Origin of the sequence: Dactylosporangium darangshiense, from assembly GCF_039537565.1 — a bacterium.
In the GTDB taxonomy this organism is placed as follows: Bacteria; Actinomycetota; Actinomycetes; order Mycobacteriales; family Micromonosporaceae; genus Dactylosporangium; species Dactylosporangium darangshiense.
In genome coordinates this window covers 23,947-42,050 of record NZ_BAABAT010000060.1, presented here as the reverse complement: position 1 = coordinate 42,050, position 18,104 = coordinate 23,947, and the positions used below count along the sequence as shown (strand labels likewise).

Annotated in this window: 22 protein-coding genes; 13 read left to right on the top strand and 9 right to left on the bottom strand. The window is 73.9% G+C overall.

What is annotated here, in order from left to right; translation table 11 throughout:
• Nucleotides 1–61: 61 nt before the first annotated feature.
• From adhE to ABD901_RS51895, 3 genes are all read right to left on the bottom strand, one after another.
• On the bottom strand, nt 62–2,704 hold the full coding sequence (gene adhE / locus ABD901_RS51905) for a bifunctional acetaldehyde-CoA/alcohol dehydrogenase (protein ID WP_345141690.1): 2,643 nt from the start codon (nt 2,702–2,704) through the stop codon (nt 62–64).
• Nucleotides 2,705–2,709: 5 nt separating this feature from the next.
• Nucleotides 2,710–3,207 (bottom strand): flavodoxin domain-containing protein, encoded by a 498-nt coding sequence (locus tag ABD901_RS51900; protein WP_345141685.1) that lies wholly within the window; start codon nt 3,205–3,207, stop codon nt 2,710–2,712.
• 124 nt (nt 3,208–3,331) lie between these two features.
• Nucleotides 3,332–3,739 (bottom strand): pyridoxamine 5'-phosphate oxidase family protein, encoded by a 408-nt coding sequence (locus ABD901_RS51895; protein ID WP_345141682.1) that lies wholly within the window; start codon nt 3,737–3,739, stop codon nt 3,332–3,334.
• Nucleotides 3,740–3,898: 159 nt separating this feature from the next.
• Here ABD901_RS51895 and ABD901_RS51890 point away from each other — a divergent pair, with 159 nt between their 5' ends.
• Both ABD901_RS51890 and ABD901_RS51885 read left to right on the top strand, forming a co-directional pair.
• Nucleotides 3,899–4,867: an Acg family FMN-binding oxidoreductase gene (locus tag ABD901_RS51890; protein ID WP_345141670.1), complete on the top strand. Its 969-nt coding sequence runs from the start codon at nt 3,899–3,901 to the stop codon at nt 4,865–4,867.
• Nucleotides 4,864–6,087: an acetyl-CoA hydrolase/transferase family protein gene (locus tag ABD901_RS51885; RefSeq protein ID WP_345141726.1), complete on the top strand. Its 1,224-nt coding sequence runs from the start codon at nt 4,864–4,866 to the stop codon at nt 6,085–6,087. Before ABD901_RS51890 ends, ABD901_RS51885 begins: the two co-directional genes overlap by 4 nt.
• A gap of 8 nt (nt 6,088–6,095) precedes the next feature.
• On the opposite strand, the gene ABD901_RS51880 is transcribed toward ABD901_RS51885, so the two are convergent.
• Entirely contained in the window at nt 6,096–6,782 is a 687-nt protein-coding gene (locus ABD901_RS51880) for a CBS domain-containing protein (RefSeq protein WP_345141667.1), read from the bottom strand.
• A gap of 174 nt (nt 6,783–6,956) precedes the next feature.
• Here ABD901_RS51880 and ABD901_RS51875 point away from each other — a divergent pair, with 174 nt between their 5' ends.
• The gene (locus tag ABD901_RS51875) at nt 6,957–7,742 is read left to right on the top strand and encodes a universal stress protein (RefSeq protein ID WP_345141664.1); all 786 of its coding nucleotides are present in this window, start codon (nt 6,957–6,959) and stop codon (nt 7,740–7,742) included.
• A gap of 117 nt (nt 7,743–7,859) precedes the next feature.
• Nucleotides 7,860–8,429 carry a hypothetical protein gene (locus ABD901_RS51870; protein WP_345141658.1) on the top strand — a complete coding sequence of 190 codons (570 nt, stop codon included), beginning with the start codon at nt 7,860–7,862 and terminating at the stop codon, nt 8,427–8,429.
• A gap of 45 nt (nt 8,430–8,474) precedes the next feature.
• Here the strand turns inward: ABD901_RS51870 and ABD901_RS51865 are convergent, their stop codons facing one another.
• Nucleotides 8,475–9,056: an NAD(P)-dependent oxidoreductase gene (locus ABD901_RS51865; RefSeq protein ID WP_345141656.1), complete on the bottom strand. Its 582-nt coding sequence runs from the start codon at nt 9,054–9,056 to the stop codon at nt 8,475–8,477.
• A 63-nt stretch (nt 9,057–9,119) separates the two neighbouring features.
• Between ABD901_RS51865 and ABD901_RS51860 the strand changes: the two genes are divergently transcribed.
• From ABD901_RS51860 to ABD901_RS51840, 5 genes are all read left to right on the top strand, one after another.
• Nucleotides 9,120–9,488, top strand: a complete 369-nt coding sequence (locus tag ABD901_RS51860) for a winged helix-turn-helix transcriptional regulator (protein WP_345141654.1) — start codon at nt 9,120–9,122, stop codon at nt 9,486–9,488.
• Complete coding sequence (locus tag ABD901_RS51855; protein ID WP_345141651.1) at nt 9,485–9,949, top strand: pyridoxamine 5'-phosphate oxidase family protein; 465 nt, start codon at nt 9,485–9,487, stop codon at nt 9,947–9,949. Before ABD901_RS51860 ends, ABD901_RS51855 begins: the two co-directional genes overlap by 4 nt.
• 16 nt (nt 9,950–9,965) lie before the next feature.
• Nucleotides 9,966–10,508 carry a TetR/AcrR family transcriptional regulator gene (locus tag ABD901_RS51850; protein ID WP_345141637.1) on the top strand — a complete coding sequence of 181 codons (543 nt, stop codon included), beginning with the start codon at nt 9,966–9,968 and terminating at the stop codon, nt 10,506–10,508.
• Between the two features lie 78 nt (nt 10,509–10,586).
• Nucleotides 10,587–11,621 (top strand): medium chain dehydrogenase/reductase family protein, encoded by a 1,035-nt coding sequence (locus tag ABD901_RS51845; protein WP_345141622.1) that lies wholly within the window; start codon nt 10,587–10,589, stop codon nt 11,619–11,621.
• A gap of 134 nt (nt 11,622–11,755) precedes the next feature.
• On the top strand, nt 11,756–12,169 hold the full coding sequence (locus tag ABD901_RS51840) for an ester cyclase (RefSeq protein ID WP_345141619.1): 414 nt from the start codon (nt 11,756–11,758) through the stop codon (nt 12,167–12,169).
• Between the two features lie 190 nt (nt 12,170–12,359).
• Here ABD901_RS51840 and ABD901_RS51835 read toward each other — a convergent pair whose 3' ends face one another.
• A complete protein-coding gene (locus tag ABD901_RS51835) occupies nt 12,360–12,866 on the bottom strand; it encodes a hypothetical protein (RefSeq protein WP_345141615.1) in 507 nt (168 codons plus the stop codon).
• Between ABD901_RS51835 and ABD901_RS51830 the strand changes: the two genes are divergently transcribed.
• The gene (locus ABD901_RS51830) at nt 12,859–13,359 is read left to right on the top strand and encodes a hypothetical protein (RefSeq protein WP_345141612.1); all 501 of its coding nucleotides are present in this window, start codon (nt 12,859–12,861) and stop codon (nt 13,357–13,359) included. The genes ABD901_RS51835 and ABD901_RS51830 overlap by 8 nt on opposite strands.
• Here ABD901_RS51830 and ABD901_RS51825 read toward each other — a convergent pair.
• From ABD901_RS51825 to ABD901_RS51815, 3 genes are read right to left on the bottom strand one after another with little or no spacing between them, the layout of a single operon-like run.
• Nucleotides 13,285–13,902, bottom strand: coding sequence for an LUD domain-containing protein (locus ABD901_RS51825; protein ID WP_345141609.1), 618 nt, complete (start codon nt 13,900–13,902; stop codon nt 13,285–13,287). The genes ABD901_RS51830 and ABD901_RS51825 overlap by 75 nt on opposite strands.
• 37 nt (nt 13,903–13,939) lie before the next feature.
• Nucleotides 13,940–15,211 (bottom strand): FAD-binding oxidoreductase, encoded by a 1,272-nt coding sequence (locus ABD901_RS51820; protein WP_345141601.1) that lies wholly within the window; start codon nt 15,209–15,211, stop codon nt 13,940–13,942.
• Entirely contained in the window at nt 15,208–16,095 is an 888-nt protein-coding gene (locus ABD901_RS51815; protein ID WP_345141596.1) for an LLM class flavin-dependent oxidoreductase, read from the bottom strand. Before ABD901_RS51815 ends, ABD901_RS51820 begins: the two co-directional genes overlap by 4 nt.
• 64 nt (nt 16,096–16,159) lie before the next feature.
• On the opposite strand from ABD901_RS51815, the gene ABD901_RS51810 reads away from it, so the two are divergent.
• From ABD901_RS51810 to ABD901_RS51800, 3 genes are all read left to right on the top strand, one after another.
• A complete protein-coding gene (locus ABD901_RS51810; RefSeq protein WP_345141593.1) occupies nt 16,160–16,489 on the top strand; it encodes a winged helix-turn-helix transcriptional regulator in 330 nt (109 codons plus the stop codon).
• Between the two features lie 238 nt (nt 16,490–16,727).
• Complete coding sequence (locus ABD901_RS51805; RefSeq protein WP_345141590.1) at nt 16,728–17,078, top strand: DUF952 domain-containing protein; 351 nt, start codon at nt 16,728–16,730, stop codon at nt 17,076–17,078.
• A 257-nt stretch (nt 17,079–17,335) separates the two neighbouring features.
• Nucleotides 17,336–18,076 (top strand): polyprenol monophosphomannose synthase, encoded by a 741-nt coding sequence (locus ABD901_RS51800; protein WP_345141588.1) that lies wholly within the window; start codon nt 17,336–17,338, stop codon nt 18,074–18,076.
• Nucleotides 18,077–18,104: the final 28 nt, after the last annotated feature.

Here is an 18,104-nt window from a genome sequence, read left to right as displayed (position 1 = left end):
CAGGGCCGGTTGTCACGACCACACGGGACCGAGGGTCCCATGCCGGGCGCCGGCTCGCTGCCTATCGGCCGTAGTAGGCGGCGCGCATGATCTCCTGGAGGTCGGCGAGCATCGGCATGCGGGGGTTGGCCGGTGCGCACTGGTCGAGGTAGGCGTTCATGGCCTGCTGCGGCAGCGCCTCGAGGAACGCGTGCTCATCGACGCCCGCCGCCTGGAAGGACGGCTCGATGCCGACGTCGGCGCGCAGCAGCTCCACCGCGCGGGCGTAGGACTCCACGCCCTCCTCCGGGGTGCCGGCGGGCTGGCCGAGCATGCGGGCGATGTCCGCGAAGCGCTCCGGCGCGACGTACCGCTCGTACTTCGGCCACGCGTTGAGCTTCGCCGGCACCCGGCCGTTGTGGCGGATGACGTGCGGCAGCAGGATCGCGTTGGTGCGCCCGTGCGCGATGTGGAAGGTCGCGCCGAGCGTGTGCGCCAGCGCGTGCACGATGCCCAGGAACGCGTTGCCGAAGGCCATGCCGGCGATCGAGCCCGCGTTGTGCATCTTCTCCCGGGCGAGCGGGTCCGCGGCGCCGCGGTGCACGGCCGCGGGCAGGTTGGCGAACACGAGCCGGATCGCGTGCAGCGCCAGGCCGTCGGTGTAGTCGCTGGCGTACACCGACACGTACGCCTCCGTGGCGTGCGTCAGCGCGTCGAAGCCGCTGTCGGCGGTCACGGCCGGCGGCAGGTCGGCGGTGAGCGCCGGGTCGACGATCGCGACGCTCGGGGTCAGCGCGTAGTCGGCGAGCGGGTACTTCATCCCGGTCGCGGTGTCCGTGATGACGGCGAACGGCGTGATCTCCGCGCCGGTGCCCGACGTGGTCGGGATGCACACCAGCCGGGCCAGGCGCCCCAGCGCGGGGAACGTGAAGGCGCGCTTGCGGATGTCGAAGAACTTCTCCCGCATGTCGGCGAACTCGGTGCCGGGGTGCTCGTACAGCAGCCACATCACCTTCGCCGCGTCCATGGGCGAGCCGCCGCCGAGGGCGATGATGGTGTCGGGCCGGAACGAGCGCATGAGCTCGGCGCCGCGCTCGACGGTGGCCATGCTCGGCTCGGGCTCGACGCTGTCGATGATCTGCACGGTGACCGGGTTGGCGCCCCGCCGCAGCGCGCCGCGGATGCGGTCGACGTAGCCGAGCCGGGTCATCGTCGGGTCGGTGACGACGGTGACGCGGTGGACGTCGGGCATGTCGCCGAGGTACCGGATCGCGTTGGGCTCGAAGTACACCTTCGGCGGGATCTTGAACCACTGCAGGTTGTTCGTGCGCCGCCCGACCCGCTTGATGTTGAGCAGGTGCGGCGCCGAGACGTTGCCGGACACCGAGTTGCGCCCGTAGCTGCCGCAGCCGAGGGTCAGCGAGGGCACGAACGCGTTGTACACGTCGCCGATGCCGCCCTGCGACGCCGGCGAGTTCCAGATGATCCGCACCGCCCTGACCCGCCGCCCGTAGGACTCGGCGACCGCCGCCTCCGCGGCGTGGATGACTGCGCTGTGGCCGAGACCGTCGAGCTCGACCATCCGCTCGGCCAGGCCGAACCCCTCCTCGCGCGAGCCGGCGCGCAGCACGGCGAGCACCGGGCACAGCTTCTCCCGGGTGAGCGGCTCCGCCGGCCCGACCTCGGCGACCGGCACGAGCAGCACGGACGTGTCCGGCGCGACCTCGAAGCCGGCGGCGTGCGCGATCCAGGCGGCCGGGCGCCCGACGACGTCGGCGTTGAGCCGGCCGGCGCCGAAGAGCAGCCCCTCCAGGCGCCCCTTCTCCTCCGGCGTCGCGATGTGGGCGTGCAGCCGCCGGAACTGCTCCAGCGCCGCCTCGGCGACCGTCTCGTCGAGGATCACCGCCTGCTCCGAGGCGCAGATCATCCCGTTGTCGAACGTCTTGGACACCACGATGTCGTGCACGGCCCGGACCACGTCGGCGGTGCGGTCGACGTAGGCGGGCACGTTGCCCGGCCCGACGCCGAGCGCCGGCTTGCCGGCCGAGTACGCGGCGCGGACCATCGCGGCGCCGCCGGTGGCCAGGATGACGGCCACGCCGGGGTGGGCCATGAGCGCCTGCGTCGCCTCGACCGACGGCTGCTCGATCCACTGGATGCAGTGGCGGGGCGCGCCGGCGGCCACGGCCGCGTCGCGCACGACCCGGGCCGCCTCGGCGCTGCAGCGCTGGGCCGAGGGGTGGAAGGCGAACACCACCGGGTTGCGGGTCTTCAGCGCGATGAGCGCCTTGAACACGGTCGTCGAGGTCGGGTTGGTCACCGGGGTGACGGCGCACACGACGCCGACCGGCTCGGCGATCTCCACGATGCCCTCGATCTCGTCGCGGGCCACGACCCCGACGGTGCGCAGGCCGGCCAGGCTGTGCGCGACGTGCTCGGAGGCGAAGACGTTCTTGACGGCCTTGTCCTCGAACACCCCGCGGCCGGTCTCCTCGACCGCCAGCTCGGCCAGCGGCCCGTGCCTGCCCAGCGCCGCCACGGAGGCCTTCTTGACGATGTGGTCCACGCGCTGCTGATCCAGCTCGGCGTAGTCGTCGAGGGCCTGCAGGGCGCGGCGGACCAGGCGGTCGATCGCCGGCCCGGTGTCCTCGACGGTCACGTCGAGGTCGTCGAGGTCGTCGAGGTCGGCGGGTGCAGCGGGTGCCAGGCCTACGGTCCCGGTCACCACCATCACATCCCTTCTCGGGTCAGTGCCGCGGCGATGCCGCGGGCCCAGTGCCGGATCGCCGCCCAGTCGCGGAAGTCCCCGTACGGCGCGCGCAGCGCGGTGACGAGAGCGCGCTCGGCGAAGCCCAGCCGCGTGCGCAGCAGGGCGCCGGCGAAGACCTTGTGCTCGACCGGCCGCGTGACGGCCTCGACCCGGCCGGCGTCGACCTCGTGCTCGGCCGGGATCGGCGGATCGCCGATCGGGCCGCTGGAGAACAGCCAGACCGGACGGCCGGCCAGGCCGGCGGCGTTGCGCTCGGCGAGGCGCAGGGCGGGGTCCAGCCAGTGCCCGGCGTACACGGCGCTGCCCAGCACCACCGCGTCGTAGCCGTGCAGGTCGCCGACCTCGTCCGGCGCGAGCACGCTCGCCTCGAGCCCCTCCTCGACCAGCACCGCCCCGATCAGCTCGGCGATCTCCGCGGTCGAGCCGTGTTTGCTGGCGGCGGTGACGAGTATGCGCATGACCGGACCTCCCGTTGGCGCGCCGGGCGCCCGGCTCGGGGGAGACCGGGCGCCGGCTTCTCCACCGTGACACCGCCGCCGGGGCGTCCGCACGGGCCGGAGGTCCCGACCTGTGCGGGACCGCTCACCCGGCGGGGGTGAGCTCGTAGCCGGTCACCAGGTCGCAGTCGATGCCGATCACGCAGTTCATCGGCTCGTCCACCCAGGGTTCGAGCTCCCGCTCGTACCGGGCCAGCCGCTCCTCGTCGAGCACCAGCCGGGCGGCGCCGGTGACCACCACGGTCCAGCCGGTGCGTCGCACGAGGTCGATCGCGTCGGCCTCGTAGGCGACCACGACGGCGCCGTCGGCGGTGGCCGAGGACGCGAGGCTGGTCGCGAGGCTGCTGCGGATCACGATGGTGTCGCCGTCCACGAGGTGGTTCACCGGCCGGATCGCCGGCAGCGCCCGCAGCGTGAACACGACCCGGCCGAGCGGCACCGAGGCCAGCAGTTCCAGGCAGCGGTCCCGGCCGAGCGGTCGTAGCGACGCCATGTCTCCTCCTTCGGTACCGCACGACTCTTCCCACGTCGCGGCGGCCGCACCAGGGGCGAAGGTCCCGGTCCGGGCGGGACGTTGCGGCGACGGCCGTCCCCACCCGATGGGGGCGAACGCCCCTACCGCGCCGCGGCGGCCCGGACCAGGCTCGGACGCATGAACGAGCGGTTGTCCGACCGCGCGGCCGCCGGCGCCCTGCGCGCGGCCGTCGCGGCGCCGTCGATCCACAACACCCAGCCCTGGCGGCTCCGCTTCGACGGTGCCGGGTTCGACGTGCACGCCGATGCGCGGCGGGCCCTCGACGTGATCGACCCCGACGGCCGGGCCCTGCACATCAGCATCGGCGCGGCGGTCTGCAACATGCGGGTCGCGCTGGCGGCCGAGGGATGGGGCTCCCGCCTCGAACGCCCCGGCCCGTCCGGCGCCGAGGCGCGCATCGTGCCGACCGCCTGCCGGGAGCCGAGCCCGTCGATGCGGGCGCTCGCCGGCGCGATCGCGCACCGCCGCACCAACCGCCAGCCGTTCGACGACACCGCGGTGCCCGCCGTCGTGCTCGACGCGCTGTGCCGCGCGGCCGCCGGGGACGGCCTGCGCCTGGTGATCCTGGACCCGGTGCGCGGCGGCGCGGTGCTCGCACTCACGCAGGCGGCCGACGCGGTGCAGCGGGCCGACCCGCGGTACCGGCGGGAACTGGCGGCCTGGACCACCGACCGCGGTGAGCGGCGCGACGGCGTCCCGGTGGCGGCCTTCGGCCCGCGCCCGACGACGGCGGCGCTGCCCGTGCGCGACTTCGGCCTCGAGCTGCAGCGCGCCGAGCGCGACGCCGCCCGCTTCGAGGCGCATCCCCGCCTGGTCGTGCTGCACTCGCGCGGCGACGGGCCGGACCGGTGGCTGGACGCCGGGCAGGCGCTGGAGCGCGTGCTGCTCACCGCGTCGGTGCACGGCCTCGCGACGCAGCCGATGACGCAGGCGCTGGAGGTGCCGCACCTGCGCCGCCTGCTCTCGCCCCCGGGCGGGCACTGGCACCCGCAGATGATCCTGCGCATCGGCTACGGCCACCCGGTCGCGGCGAGCCCGCGCCGCCCGCTGCGCGACGTCATGCGGAGCACGGCTTGCGCACGGTGACCGAAGCCCAGCTCGGCCGGCTGCTCGGCGCCCTGCCGGACGCGCCGCGGATCGTCGCCAGCGGCAACTTCGCCGCGCCGGGGCGGCTGCTCGCGGTCGCCGACGCGGCACTGGCCGAGTTCCGGCTGGTGATGCTCAACGCACAGGCCGGCATTCCCGACCGGCCGGGGATCGTGCACGAGACGCCGTTCGTCGGGCCGGGCATGCGCGGCGGGACCCGGCTGCGGTACTTCCCGTGCCGCCTCTCCCTCGTGCCGCACCTGCTGCGCCAGCGCCTCGCCCCCGACGTGGTGCTGCTGCACACCTCGCCGCCGGCCGGCGGGGCCGTGAGCCTCGGCGTCGAGGTGAACGTCCTGCCGGCGGCGGTCGAGGCGGTCCGGGCCCGCGGCGGCATCGTCGTGGCGCAGGCCAACGCCTCGATGCCGGTCACCTATGGCGACGGCCGGCTGCCGCTGGAAGCCGTCGACTACCTGCTCGAGGTCGACGAGCCGCTGCCCACCCACACCGTGGCGCCGCCGGACGATACCTCGCGGGCCATCGGCGAACGCGTCGCGGCGCTGGTGCCGCAGCGCGCCACGCTGCAGCTGGGCATCGGCGCCATCCCCGACGCCACCCTCGAGTCCCTGCTGCACCGGCGCGGCCTGCGGGTCTGGTCGGAGATGTTCACCGACGGCGCGCTGGCGCTGGAGAAGGCCGGCTCCCTCGACCGCGACACGCCCGTGACGGCGTCGTTCTGCTTCGGGTCGGCCGAGCTGTACGACTGGGTCGACCGCAACCCGCGCGTGCGCCTGCTGCGCACCGAGAAGACCAACGACCCGGGCACGATCGCCGGGCACCCGGACCTGATGAGCATCAACGGCGCCCTGCAGGTCGACCTGTTCGCCCAGGCCAACGCCAGCCGGATCGGCGGGCGCACCCACTCGGGCTTCGGCGGGCAGACCGACTTCATCGTCGGCGCGATGCACTCCCCCGGCGGCCACGCGATCATCGCCCTGCGCTCGTGGCATCCCCGCGCGGACGTCTCGGCCGTCGTGCCCCTGCTGTCCGGGCCGGTGACGTCGTTCCAGCACAGCTACGTCGTGACCGAACAGGGCACGGCCAGGATCTGGGGCCGCGACTCGCTCGAGCAGGCGCAGGAGATCCTGGACCGGGCCGCACACCCCGCGGCCCGCGACGCGCTGCGCGCCGCGGGCCGGGAGCTCGGGCTCGCGCTCTCGTGAGCGGGTTTTCAGAACATCGGGGCCGGGCGGAAGGGACGCGGCCCGTCGTCGACGGCGGCCGACAGGTGGCTGACGACGTCCACGACCCCGTCGACCCGCTCGACCTGGCGGACCAGCGAGGGGATGACCACGGCGTGCTCGACCTCGCCCAGCAGCGTCACCACGCCGTCGTCGACCTCGACCCGCAGCTGCGAGGCCTCGACGCCGACCAGGCCGTGCAACGCCTCCTGCAGGATCTCCCGGCGGATGTCGGCGTCGGTGCGCAGGAACACCTTGAGCAGGTCCCGCCGCGTCACCATGCCGACGAGCCGGCCGAGGTCGTCGACGACGGGCAGGCGCTTGAGCTCGGCCGCCTCCATGATGCGCGCCGCGGCGACCAGGGACGTCGTGCCGAGCACCGTCACGGCCGGCGCGCTCATCAGCTCCCCCGCCGCCGTCGCGTGCGCCTTGCCGCGCGCCTGGCGGGTGTGCCGGCTCTCGAACAGCCGGACCCGGTCGTCGTCGCCGGCGAACTCGATCTTCGGCACCAGGTCGGCGGAGGAGACCACGCCGACCACCCGCCCCAGCGGGTCGACGACCGGCACGGCGTTCACCTCGTGCGCCTCGAGCAGGTCGACGATCTCCTTGAACGGCGTGTCCTGCTCGACCGACACCGCACCGATGGTCATCACGTCCGCGACGTTCCAGCGGCTCATTGCGGCCTCCTTCACTCGTTGCCCTCACGTCACGGCCCGACCGTACGACCGGCCCGGCGGCGCCAGGCAGGGTCCAACGGCTCTGCCCGGGCGAGCCCTTGGGCACTGCCCGGCGACCCGATCCCGTGGAACCGTCCAGAGTGGACAACTCCACCAACGCTGAGGAGGACGGTCATGAACGGCAACGACGTCATCGTCGGCATCGACGGCACACCGGCGAGCGACGAAGCCCTGCGCTGGGCCGCGGCCGAGGCGACCCGCACCGGCTCCCCGCTGAAGGTCGTCATCGCGGCAGCCCACCCCGGTGAGTGGGCGACGCTGACCGTCGCGGCGGCCGTGGACTGCGCCCGCGCGCACCGGCCCGGGTTGCAGGTCACCGGCCGCGCCGTCAGCGGCCAGCCGGTCGACGTCCTGACGGGGCTGGCCGCGGACGCGGCGCTGGTCGTCGTGGGCAGCCACGGCCACACGGCGCTCGCCGCCGCGCTGCGCGGCGCCACCGGCGCGCGCGTGGCGCTGCGGGCGCCCGGCCGGGTGGTGGTCGTGCGGGGCCGCATCGACGCCGGGGAGGGCCCGGTCGCCGTCGGCGTCGACGGCTCGCACACCGACAACCGGCTGCTGGCGGCCGCGTTCGAGCAGGCCGCCCGGCGCGGCTGCGAGGTGCTCGCCGTTCGGGCGGTGCCCGGCGTTGCGGGTCAGGAGCGCGCGGACCTGCTGGCGGAGCTCACCGACGACCTCGAGCGCTGGAGCCGCCGGTACCCGACCGTGCCGGCCTTCGCCCGCACGCCCGACCTCGACCCGGCCGCCGCGCTGCTGGACGCCTCCGGCGAGGCCCGGCTGCTCGTGCTCGGCGGCCGCACGCACGGCCCCGCGGCCGCGCTGCTGGCCGGGTCGGTCGGGCAGCGCCTGCTGTACCACGCCGGATGCCCGCTGCTGATCGTCCACGGCGGGGCGCGGGACTGACGTCCGCACGGCGGCGGGTCTTGGGTCCCGCCGGGTCGGGAGCTTCGGCACAGGCGCGGGCGCGCCGCGGCGACGAAGCTGAAGGCATCGACGAAGACCGACTGGAGGGCCGGAGCCATGAGCACCTCGCACATCCACCACACCCCCGCCAACCACCTCGAGCGGGTCGAGGCGCCGGGCAGCATGCTCACCAGGACCGCCGCGAAGGCGCTCGCGGTCGTGCGGTACGCGACCGGGTTCGTGTTCCTGTGGGCGTTCGCCGACAAGCTCCTCGGCCTCGGGTACTCCACCCCGTCGGCGAAGGCATGGATCAACGGGGGCAACCCGACCAAGGGGTTCCTGTCCTCGGTCGACGCCGGACCGCTGCAGTCGGCGTTCCACGCGATGGCCGGCACCTGGTGGGCCAACGGCCTGTTCATGTTCGGCCTGCTCGGCATCGGCCTGGCGCTGGTCTCGGGCGTCGCCATGCGCATCGCGGCGGTCTCGGGCACCCTGATGATGGCGATGATGTGGCTGGCCGAGTTCCCGCCGTCGGCGACCGGCTCGACCAACCCCGTGACCGACTACCACGTCATCTACGCGCTGGTGATGATCGCCTTGGCCGCCGCCTACGCCGGGCACACCTGGGGCCTCGGCCGCCGCTGGGCGAAGCTGCCCTTCGTGCAGCGCAACCGCTGGCTGATCTGAACACCGACGCCGTCTCGCTGAGGCCCGGGCCACATGGCCCGGGCCTCAGGCGACCGCGGCGACCGCGCGGTGCACGGCCGGGCGCTCGATCTCCTCGAGCACGGCCGCGGCCAGGTCCGGGTACGACAGCTGCGCCGCCGTCGGGGTCAGGACCGCCCAGTCGACGCCCGCGCCGGCGGCCTGCAGGCGGCGGACGCCGGCGAGATGGGACAGCGCGAACGGGCGCAGCGGCGGCGGGAAGGAGGCCGGGTCGTCCAGCACCAGGCCGCCGCCGGGGCGTTCGAGCGTGGCGAACAGGCCGATGACCACCAGCCGGGGCGGCCGCGCGGCCAGCAGGGCCGCCGCGGCGCGCCCGAAGTAGCCGGGGTCCGGGTCCATTCGGGCCAGCTCCTCGGGGCTCGATGCGGGGGTCACGGCGCTGACGACGGCGGCGCAGCCTTCGACGGCGCGGGCCACCTCGTCCGGGTCCGTCACGTCCGCGCGGGCGACGGTCACCGCGGGGGACGACAGGTCGGCGTGGGCGGGCACTCGGCGTACCAATGCGGAAACCTCGTGGCCACGAAGCACGGCCTCGGCGGTGATGGCGCGGCCGGCCCGGCCGCCCGCGCCGAATACGGCGATCCTCATGGCCGGCGACGCTACGGCCACGCATGCCCGTTACCGCAACGATACGGGCGCTAGGCTGGCGCGATGGGCGAGCTGGACCCGGACATGTTCGACCCGATGTGCCCGTCGAGCGCGCTGCCGTTCCGCATCGGCGACAAGTGGACCGGCATGGTGCTGCTGTGCCTGGAGGGCGGCCCGCGGCGCTTCACGCAGCTGCAGGTCCCGCTGCGCGCGGTGACCGCGAAGGTGCTGGCCGAGACGCTGCGGGCGATGATCCGCGACGGCCTGGTCGAGCGCACCGAGTTCGCCGAGAACCCGCCGCGCGTGCAGTACGCGCTCACGCCGCTGGGGCGCAGCCTGCTGCCGGTCATCGCGGCCCTGCGCGCCTGGACCCGGGCCCACCTTCCCGAACTACTCGCGGCCCGGGCCGCGGCACACGAGGAGGCTCGATGAGTCTGGAGCGTTACGCGAGGCAGCTGCTGGACGAGAACCGGTACGTGGTGCTGGGCACCGCCGACGCCGACGGCGAGCCGTGGGTGTCGCCGGTGTTCTACGCGCTGGATGGTTACGCGCGGCTGTACTGGCTGTCGGCCCCCGAGACGCGGCACTCGCGCAACCTGGCGGTGCGGCCGGCGCTGAGCCTGGTGGTCTACGACTCGCAGGTCCCCGTCGGCGAGGCGAAGGCCGTCTACATGTCCGGCCGCGCCGAGATCGTCGCCGGCGCGACGCTGCCCGATGAGCTGCAGCGGTACAACGACGGCGGCAGCGCCAAGGGCGCCCGCCGGTTCGAGCTGTCCTCGGTCGACGACTCCGGAACGCTACGCCTGTACCGCGCCACGATCGCGGCCATCTGGGTCCTCGACCCGTCCCTCCCACGCGACGGCCGCACGGGGGTTGACATCGCAAGTTTGTAAGTGTGTACTGACTTACATGCGAAGCACCGCCGAGGCCCGCCGGGCCACCGTTCTCGACCGCGCCGTCTCCGTGTTCGCCCGCAACGGCTACCACGCGACGCCGGTCACGGCCGTGGCCGCGGCGGCCGGGATCTCGGAGGCCTACGCGCTGCGCCTGTTCTCGGGGAAGCAGGGCCTGTTCGTGGCGGCCGTCGAGGCCTGCTACGACCGGATCCTGGCGACGCTGGAGTCCGCCGCGGAGGCGACGGGCAGCGACGACCCGGCGAAGCTGCTCGAGGCCTTGGGCGACGCCTACGCCGACCTGATCGCCGACCGCGATCTCCTGCTCTTCCAGGTCCACGCCCAGAGCGTGAGCGACGTGCCCGAGGTGGCCGCGGCGGTACGTTCGGGTTACAAGCGCCTGGTCCACTTCCTGCGCACGGCGGGCGCGACGGACGAGCAGATCCAGCACTTCGTCGCGTACGGCCAGCTCTGCCACCTGATCGTGACCGCCGGCCTGGACAACGTGGACGAGTCCTGGGCAAACGCCTTGACCGCCGGCATGCGCCACGTGTCCTGATTTTTCCGCTTATTTCAGCTTTTTTCATGTCTTCATTTGTAAGTGAGTGCCCACATACAACCTCAGGAGGCCCTGGTCATGTCCCAGCTCACCACCACCGAGATCGTCCTCCCCGGCATCGTCGAGCCCGAGGCCCTGCAGATCCGCGACCGCCGCCTCGCGCCTCCGGCCGCCGGCCAGGCGTTGGTCCGCGTCGAGGCCACCGGCGTCTCCTTCGCCGAGCAGCAGATGCGCCGCGGCAAGTACTACGACCAGCCCCCGTTCCCCTTCACCCCCGGCTACGACCTGGTCGGCCGCGTCGAGGCGGTCGGCCCCGGCACCGACCCCTCCCTGGTCGGCTCGCGGGTCGCCGCCGTGACCAAGATCGGCGGCTGGGCCACCGCAGCGCTCGTCGACGCCGCCGACCTGGTCCCGGTCCCGGCGGCGGTCGACCCCGCGGCCGCCGAGACGGTCGTGGTGAACGGCGTGACGGCCTGGCAGATGCTGCACCGCCGCGCGAAGGTCCGCCCCGGCGGCACGATCCTCGTCCACGGCGCCAGCGGCGGCGTCGGCTCGACGCTCACGCAGCTGGCCCGCCACCACGGCATCCGCGTGGTCGGCACCGCCTCGCCGCGCCACCACGACACGCTGCGCGCCCTCGGCGCCGAGCCGCTCGCCTACCGCTCCCCCGACCTGGCAGCCCAGGCCCGTTCCCTCTCCCCGCGCGGCTACGACGCCGTCTTCGACCACGTCGGCGGCCCCGGCATCGTCGACTCGTGGCGCCTGCTGGCCCCCGGCGGCACCCTCGTCTCGTACGGCACCGCCGCCACCCGCGACGTCGCCGGCAACGCCCGCCTGCCCGTCCTGGCGCTGTTCGCCCGCCTGCTGTGGTGGAACGCCCTGCCCAACGGCCGCGGCGCGACCTTCTACAACCTCTGGGCCGGCCGCCGCAACCGCGCCGCGTTCCAGGCCCGGCTGCGCGAGGACCTCACCCAGGTGTTCGCACTGCTGGCCGACGGCTCGCTGACCGCGCAGGTCGCCGCCCGCCTCCCCCTGCGGGACGCCGCCGCGGCGCTGCGCCTGGCCGAGTCCGGCACCGTCGCCGGCAAGGTCGTCCTGATCCCGTCGCTCTAGCCACCCACCGACGTCCCGTCGCTCTGACTACCCACCAACGTCCCGTCGCCTTGACCACCCACCGACGTCCCGTCGCTCCGACCACCCATCGACGTCCCGTCGCCTTGACCACCCACCAATCGGAGGTACCGACCATGAACACGCTCATCCAGCACTGGCTCGACCTGCGGAACGGCGACTACGCGGCGGCCGAGGCGTGCGTCTCGCCGGACATCCGGGTCCACGCCGCGCTCCTCGACGGCGGCGATAGCTCCGCAGTAGGCGGGCCGGCCGGGGTCGTGGCCTGGATCGCGCAGACCCGCGCTGCGTTCTCCGAGCTCACGTTCGCCATCGAGGTCGGGCCGATCGTCGACGGGGACATGGTCGCGCTGCGCTGGCGTGCGAGCGGGGCCTACGCGGGCGGCTTCCCGGGGGCCGCGGCCAAGCCGGGCACGGCGAACGAGTTCACCGGCACCGACACGCTGCGCGTGGCGGGCGGGCTGATCGCCGACTACTGGATCAACCCCGACATCCATGTCCTGCTCGCCCAGCTCCGCGTTCTCGCGTGATTCCAACTCGACGACCTCGCCGGCGGCCGTTCCTCTTTCTGTAGTGCCTAGCCTAGCCGACCCCACCAAATCCGAACCCCACGCCATAACCCACCGTCAATCATCGTAACCCACAGTGCCGGTCCCGTCGTGTCCGTGGCGGGGCCGGCACTGTAGCCCACCCGACAGACACCTGGTGCCGATACTCTATCTATATAGAGTTAGGCGCATGACCCGCCTCCTGGTTGCCGCGGCGGTACGGCTGCTGCCGGCCCCGCGCCGTGAGTGGGGCGAGGCCCTGCTCGCCGAGCTCGATGACATCGGTCCGCGCGCGGAGCGTTGGCGGTTCGCCGGGCGGGCCTGCGCCGCGGTCGCGGCCGTGCCCGCCGTGCTGCGGCGGGCCGTGTACGTGCTGTTGCCGATCGCGATCGTCGCGGTGGCGGCGCGGCGGTGGAGCGTTGGTGTGCTCCTCGGCGCCCTTGCGCTCGTGGCCGAGGCCGGGATCGTCGGGCCGCTCGGGCCGGTCGCGATCACCCGCGCCGCCCGGTTCGCGCGGCTCGTGGCGTATGCGCTGGTCGGGACGCTCGCGGCCGAGGCGGCGTGGTTCCTGGCGCACCGGCGCGGCGACGAGGTCGGCGGGGCGGTCGTGCTCGGCGTCGCGCTCGGCGGGTGCCTCGCGGGCGCGCTGGCGGCGACCGGACAACCGGTCCGTGGCCACGCCGCGGGCGCTCGTGGTCGGGCTGGGCGGGGGTGCCGCGATCGCCGGGTCGTGGGCCGCGATCGCGCTGCTGTGGCCGCCGATCCCGCCGCACATCGGGCTGGCGGTGATCCTGCTCGGGGCGGGCGTGGCCGGGATCGGCATCGCGATGGAGCGGCGGCGCGGTGCGGCCGCCGCGTGGTGCGCCGCGACGACCGCGGGCACGACCGGCGCGCTGCTGGTCCTCAACCTGGTCATGCCGTTGTCCGCGTTCGGTGCGGACCGGCTGATCCCGCAGCTCATGCCGCCCGCGCTGCCACCCGCCGTGCAGATCGCCGAGAGCCGGATCGAGCTGCCCGACCGGTACCTCTGGCTGCTGCTGCTCGCCTGGTTCGTCGCCCTCGCCCAGTGGGTGGCGGCGCGGCCGGCGTTCGACGGGCTAGAACCCGATGGTCTCGCGCAGCAGCAGGACCGTAACGCGGCCGGGGTGATAGTCGGCGTTGAGGACCAGTAGCCGGTTGACGGCGCTGGGCTGGCCGTAGGCGAGCTGGGCGCGGGCGCTCTCCAGCGGCAGGGAATGCTCGTGCACGCGGCGCATCGCCGTCTCCAGGTCGGGCACCACCTTCTGGGCGCCGACGACCAGGATCACCCGGGCCGCCCCGCCGGCGTACGCGGGCAGCTGGCTGCCGCTGGCCGACGCCACGACGAGCGAGCCGGTCTCGGTGGCCGCGGCCACGCTGCCGAGCACGACGTCGGGGACGGAGGTCGCGCGGCGGATCTCGTCGGCCTGGGCGGCCCGGTCCATCGCCAGCACCCGCGGCCGGACGGCGTCATACGCGGAGCCGGCGTTGACGTCGGCGTCGATGCCGGACAGGCGCAGGGTCTCACTGGCGCCGGTGAAGACGGTGGCGCCGGCCGGGATCAGCTCGGCGACGCGGGCCCGGGCGGCCGCCGCGTCGTCGAGGATCTCGGCGGCGAACCCGTGCTCGGTGAGGGCCTTGGCCGCGCGCTCGAGGCTCTCCAGGGACGCCGGCTCGGCGAACATCGTGATGGTCATGCGGGTCCGACGACGCAGCGCCGCGAAGTGTGAGGCGTCAGATCGGGTACGGCCGGAACACCGCGCCGGGGTCGTAGCGGCGCCAGGCCGCGGCCACCCGCTCGCCGGTCGGGCCGGGATAGACCCGCGCGAACGCCGGGCGGTCGCGGCGGCCCTCGAAGTTGCCGTACGCGCCGTCGACCCGCCCGGCCAGCACCCGCCACGCGGCGTCGAGCTCGGCCCGGCCGTCCGGCGGGAACATCGACGCCAGCACGAGCGTGTGCTGGTGGCGGTGCGGGTAGGCGGTTGCGCCGCGATCGACGTCGTGTATCGCGCCGCCGAGCGAGCGCAGCTGCACCAGCGCCCGCCCGGACCGCACGAGGGCCATGACGGCCTCGGCGGCGTCGCCGTCCATCGCGGGCAGCAGGCCGTTGGTGATCGTCACCGGCTGCTGGGCCACGTTGGGGTGCTTGTGCGACGGCGGGAGCAGCACGGGGTAGGGCGCCCGGTCGACCCGGTGGTCCAGCACCTTACCGATCCGGCGCAGCGGCTCGACGATCTCGCGGACGCGGCGCGGGTCGCCGCCGGCCACGACGGCGGTGACGCGCATGACCGGCGACCGTCCATTGTGGAGCATGATGACCTCGGAGGTAAGCTCCCGCGGCGCCTCGCGCAGGGCCGAGGCCCACCGGCGCAGCGCAGCGCCGTCCTGGTCGGCGGCCACGAGGAGCTGCGCCACGCCGACGTCGCGGACGCGGGCGGCCTCGATCTCGAACGCGGTGACGATCCCGGCGCCCGCCCCGGCGCCCCGCACGGCCCACAGCAGCTCCGGGTCGTGCTCGGCGTCGGCCCGCACGATGCGGCCGTCGGCCAGGACGACCTCGGCCGCCCGAACGTGGTCGATCGTCAGGCCGTACCAGCGCGCGAGCCAGCCGACGCCGCCGCCGGTGGCGATGCCGCCCACGCCGACGTTGCCGTGGTCGCCCGAGCTGATCGCCAGGCCGTGGGGGTGCAGCGCGGCGGCGACGTCGGCCCAGCGGGCGCCGGCGCCGACGCGGACCAGCCGGGCGGCGGGGTCGGCGACCGCCACGTCGTGCAGGGCGGACAGGTCGATGACGAGGCCGCCGCGGTTGGTGGAGGTGCCGGCCAGGCCGTGCCCGCCGCTGCGCACGGCGATGTCGAGGCCGCGCTCGCGGCCGTGTGCGATCGCGGCCGCGACCTCCGCGGCCGACTCCGGCAGGGCGATGGCGGCCGGCGCGCCCGCGGTGGTGTAGGTGGAGCGCAGGGCAGGGTAGCGCCGGTCCTCCGGCCGGACGAGGCGCAGGCTCATCGCGCCACCGCCGCGCGTACCGCCGGGACGACCTCGACGGCGAAGCGTTCGAGCTGCGCCTGCGGGTCGTGGGTGGGCCAGAAGACGAACGTGTCGAAGCCGAGCTCGACGGCCCACTCGGTGAGCGTGCCGGCCCAGGCGCTCGCGTCGCCGCGCAGGCCCGGGGAGTGCCCGGCCGCGGGGCCGATCGAGCCGATGACGTTGTAGATGCGCCGCACGTCGCGGGGGTCGCGCCCGGCGGCCCGCGCCGCCTCGTCGATGACGGCCTGCCGGGCCGGCACCTCGGCCGGCGGCACGTAGATGTTCAGCGGCGAGATCCAGCCGTCGCCGTGCGCGCCGGCCACGGCGAGCATCCGCGGGCGCTGGCCGCCGAGCCAGATCGGGACGGGCCGCGGCGGCACCGGGCCAGCCTGGTACCCCTCGATGGCGTGCTGGCCGGAGGCGAGGCGCACGCCGCGACCGGCCAGCGCGGCGCGCAGCACCTGGAGGGCCTCGGCGGTGTACGCGACCGTCTGCCCGGCCGAGCGGCGCGGGCCGCCCATCGCGGCGATCGCGTCGGTGCTGGCGCCGCCGCCGACGCCGAGGGCCACGCGGCCGCCGGTGAGCACGGCGAGCGACGCGGCCGCCTTGGCCAGCATCGCCGGGGGGCGCAGCTGCAGGTTGGCGACGTCGGTGAGGTACGTCACCGACTCGGTCTCCGCCGCCAGGTGGGTGATCATCGTCCAGGCGTCGAGGTGGCCCGGCTGGTAGGGGTGGTCCTGCACGGCCAGGTACTCCAGCCCGTGCTCCTGCGCGGCCCGGGCGAGCCGGCGCGACTCGCGCAGCCGGTCCGCCGACGGGTCGAGGCTCAGCCCGAAGCTGATGGGTTGTCCGTAGTCGGTCATGGCTCCACGCTCCGGCGGGGCGGTGCCGTGGCCAAACCCGAGATTAGTGACTAATCTTTGGTAAGTGACTATCGAGGAATCCGGCTGCCGCGCCTTCTCCGACGCGCTCGAGCTCGTCGGGCGTCGGTGGACGGCGGCCGTGCTCCTGGCCGCGCAGCGCGGGGCGCGCCGCTTCGGGGAGTACCGCGCGGCGATCGACGGGATCTCGGACCGCCTGCTGGCGCAGCGCCTCAAGGAGCTCGAGCAGGAGGGGCTCGTCGAGCGGACCGTCATCCCGAGCACGCCCGTGCAGATCCGCTACGCGCTCACGCCGGAGGGCGACGAGCTGATGCGCGTCCTGCGGCCCCTGGTCGACTGGAGCCACCGGCGCCTGACCGCCGGTCAACCAGCCTGAGACGGTCCACGCTCCGGCCTGGACGGCCGCAGCGTCCACAGTGGACCAGGGTGAGGTTGAGGGTGAGCGACAGCGGGTGCCGACCGCAAGGCACAACCACCCGGCCGCGGCCGGCAACAGTCGGGCGGGCCGTACGCTGTCCCAGCGATCTTCAACGGCGGCTGGTGGAGCGTCATCCGAAGCATCCGAGCGCGCTCGAGCTCGTGGAACAGACGGCTTGTCTCTCGAAGGGTGGGGCATGATCTACCACATCGCGTTTGAATCCGACTGGGAAAAGGCCAAGGAGGAGGGCGAGTACCGGCTCTCCACGAAGGGCCGCACTCTCGAGGAACAGGGGTTCATCCATGGGGGCACGGCAGGTCACGTCGCCCCGATAGCGAACATGATCTACGGCTCGGATGAGGGCCTGGTCGTGCTCGTCATCGAGGAAGCACGGCTGTCCTCGCCGCTCCGGTACGACGATGTGCCGGGCTGGGACCAGCCGTTCCCGCACATCTACGGCCCGTTGAACCCGGATGCGGTGGTCTCGGTCCTCGCGCTGACGAGAGGCGCCGACGGGAAGTACGAGTTCACGGCCCCCGGCGAGTAGATGTGGTACGCCGGGCGGAAGTCGCTGCCGCGTACCGCGGCGGGCGACCAGCTGGCGGACGGTCACGAAGCACAGCAACGTCACCAGCGTCGCGGAGTTCCACAGGATCGCGGAGAATCTCGCCGTACCCTAGCTGTGTTTCGCTACTGAGCGGTGGGTGAGTCCACGAAGTGACCCTCGGTCCGATATGGTCCGTTCGTACGAAAAGATCGGGCCCGAAGGCTCTAGATACGCGGCGTGCACTAGGGGGCTGACGAGTGCGAGACGAGTTGCAGAAGATCACGGTTGTCGTGCCGACCTACAACGAGCGGGACAACCTGCCGAAGCTGGTCGCCGAGCTGGCAGCGCTGGCAATGCCGAACCTGCATATTCTGGTCGTGGACGACAATTCGCCCGACGGCACCGGCGACGTGGCCGACAAGCTGGCCCTCGAGTCGGAGCCGGCGCTCGGTGTGCTGCACCGCACGGCGAAGGACGGCCTCGGCCGCGCGTACATCGCCGGCATGCAGCGCGCGCTGGACGAGGGCGCCGACATCGTCATCCAGATGGACGCCGACCTGTCGCACCCGAGCTCCGCGATCCCGGCCATGGTCACTGCCCTCGACAACCCCGACGTCGCCGTGGTGCTCGGGTCACGTTACGTGCCCGGCGGCTCGGTGGCCGGCGACTGGGGGCTGTACCGCAAGGCCCTCTCCGCCTGGGCGAACTTCTACGTCGGCGCGATCCTGCGCATGCGGGTCAAGGACGCGACCGCCGGCTTCAAGGCGTGGCGCGCCGAGTCCCTGCGCCGCATCGAGATCGGCACGATCGCCAGCAACGGCTACTCGTTCCAGGTCGAGATGAACTACCGCACCATCCGGCGCGGCATGAAGATCGTCGAGGTGCCGATCCGCTTCAGCGACCGGGCCCTTGGCAAGTCGAAGATGAGCATCAAGGTGCAGCTGGAGTCGGCCATGGTGCCGTGGAAGCTGCGCTTCGGCCGCAACCGCATCAAATAAGGGCGCCCGGGCCGGATGGCCTAGGAGA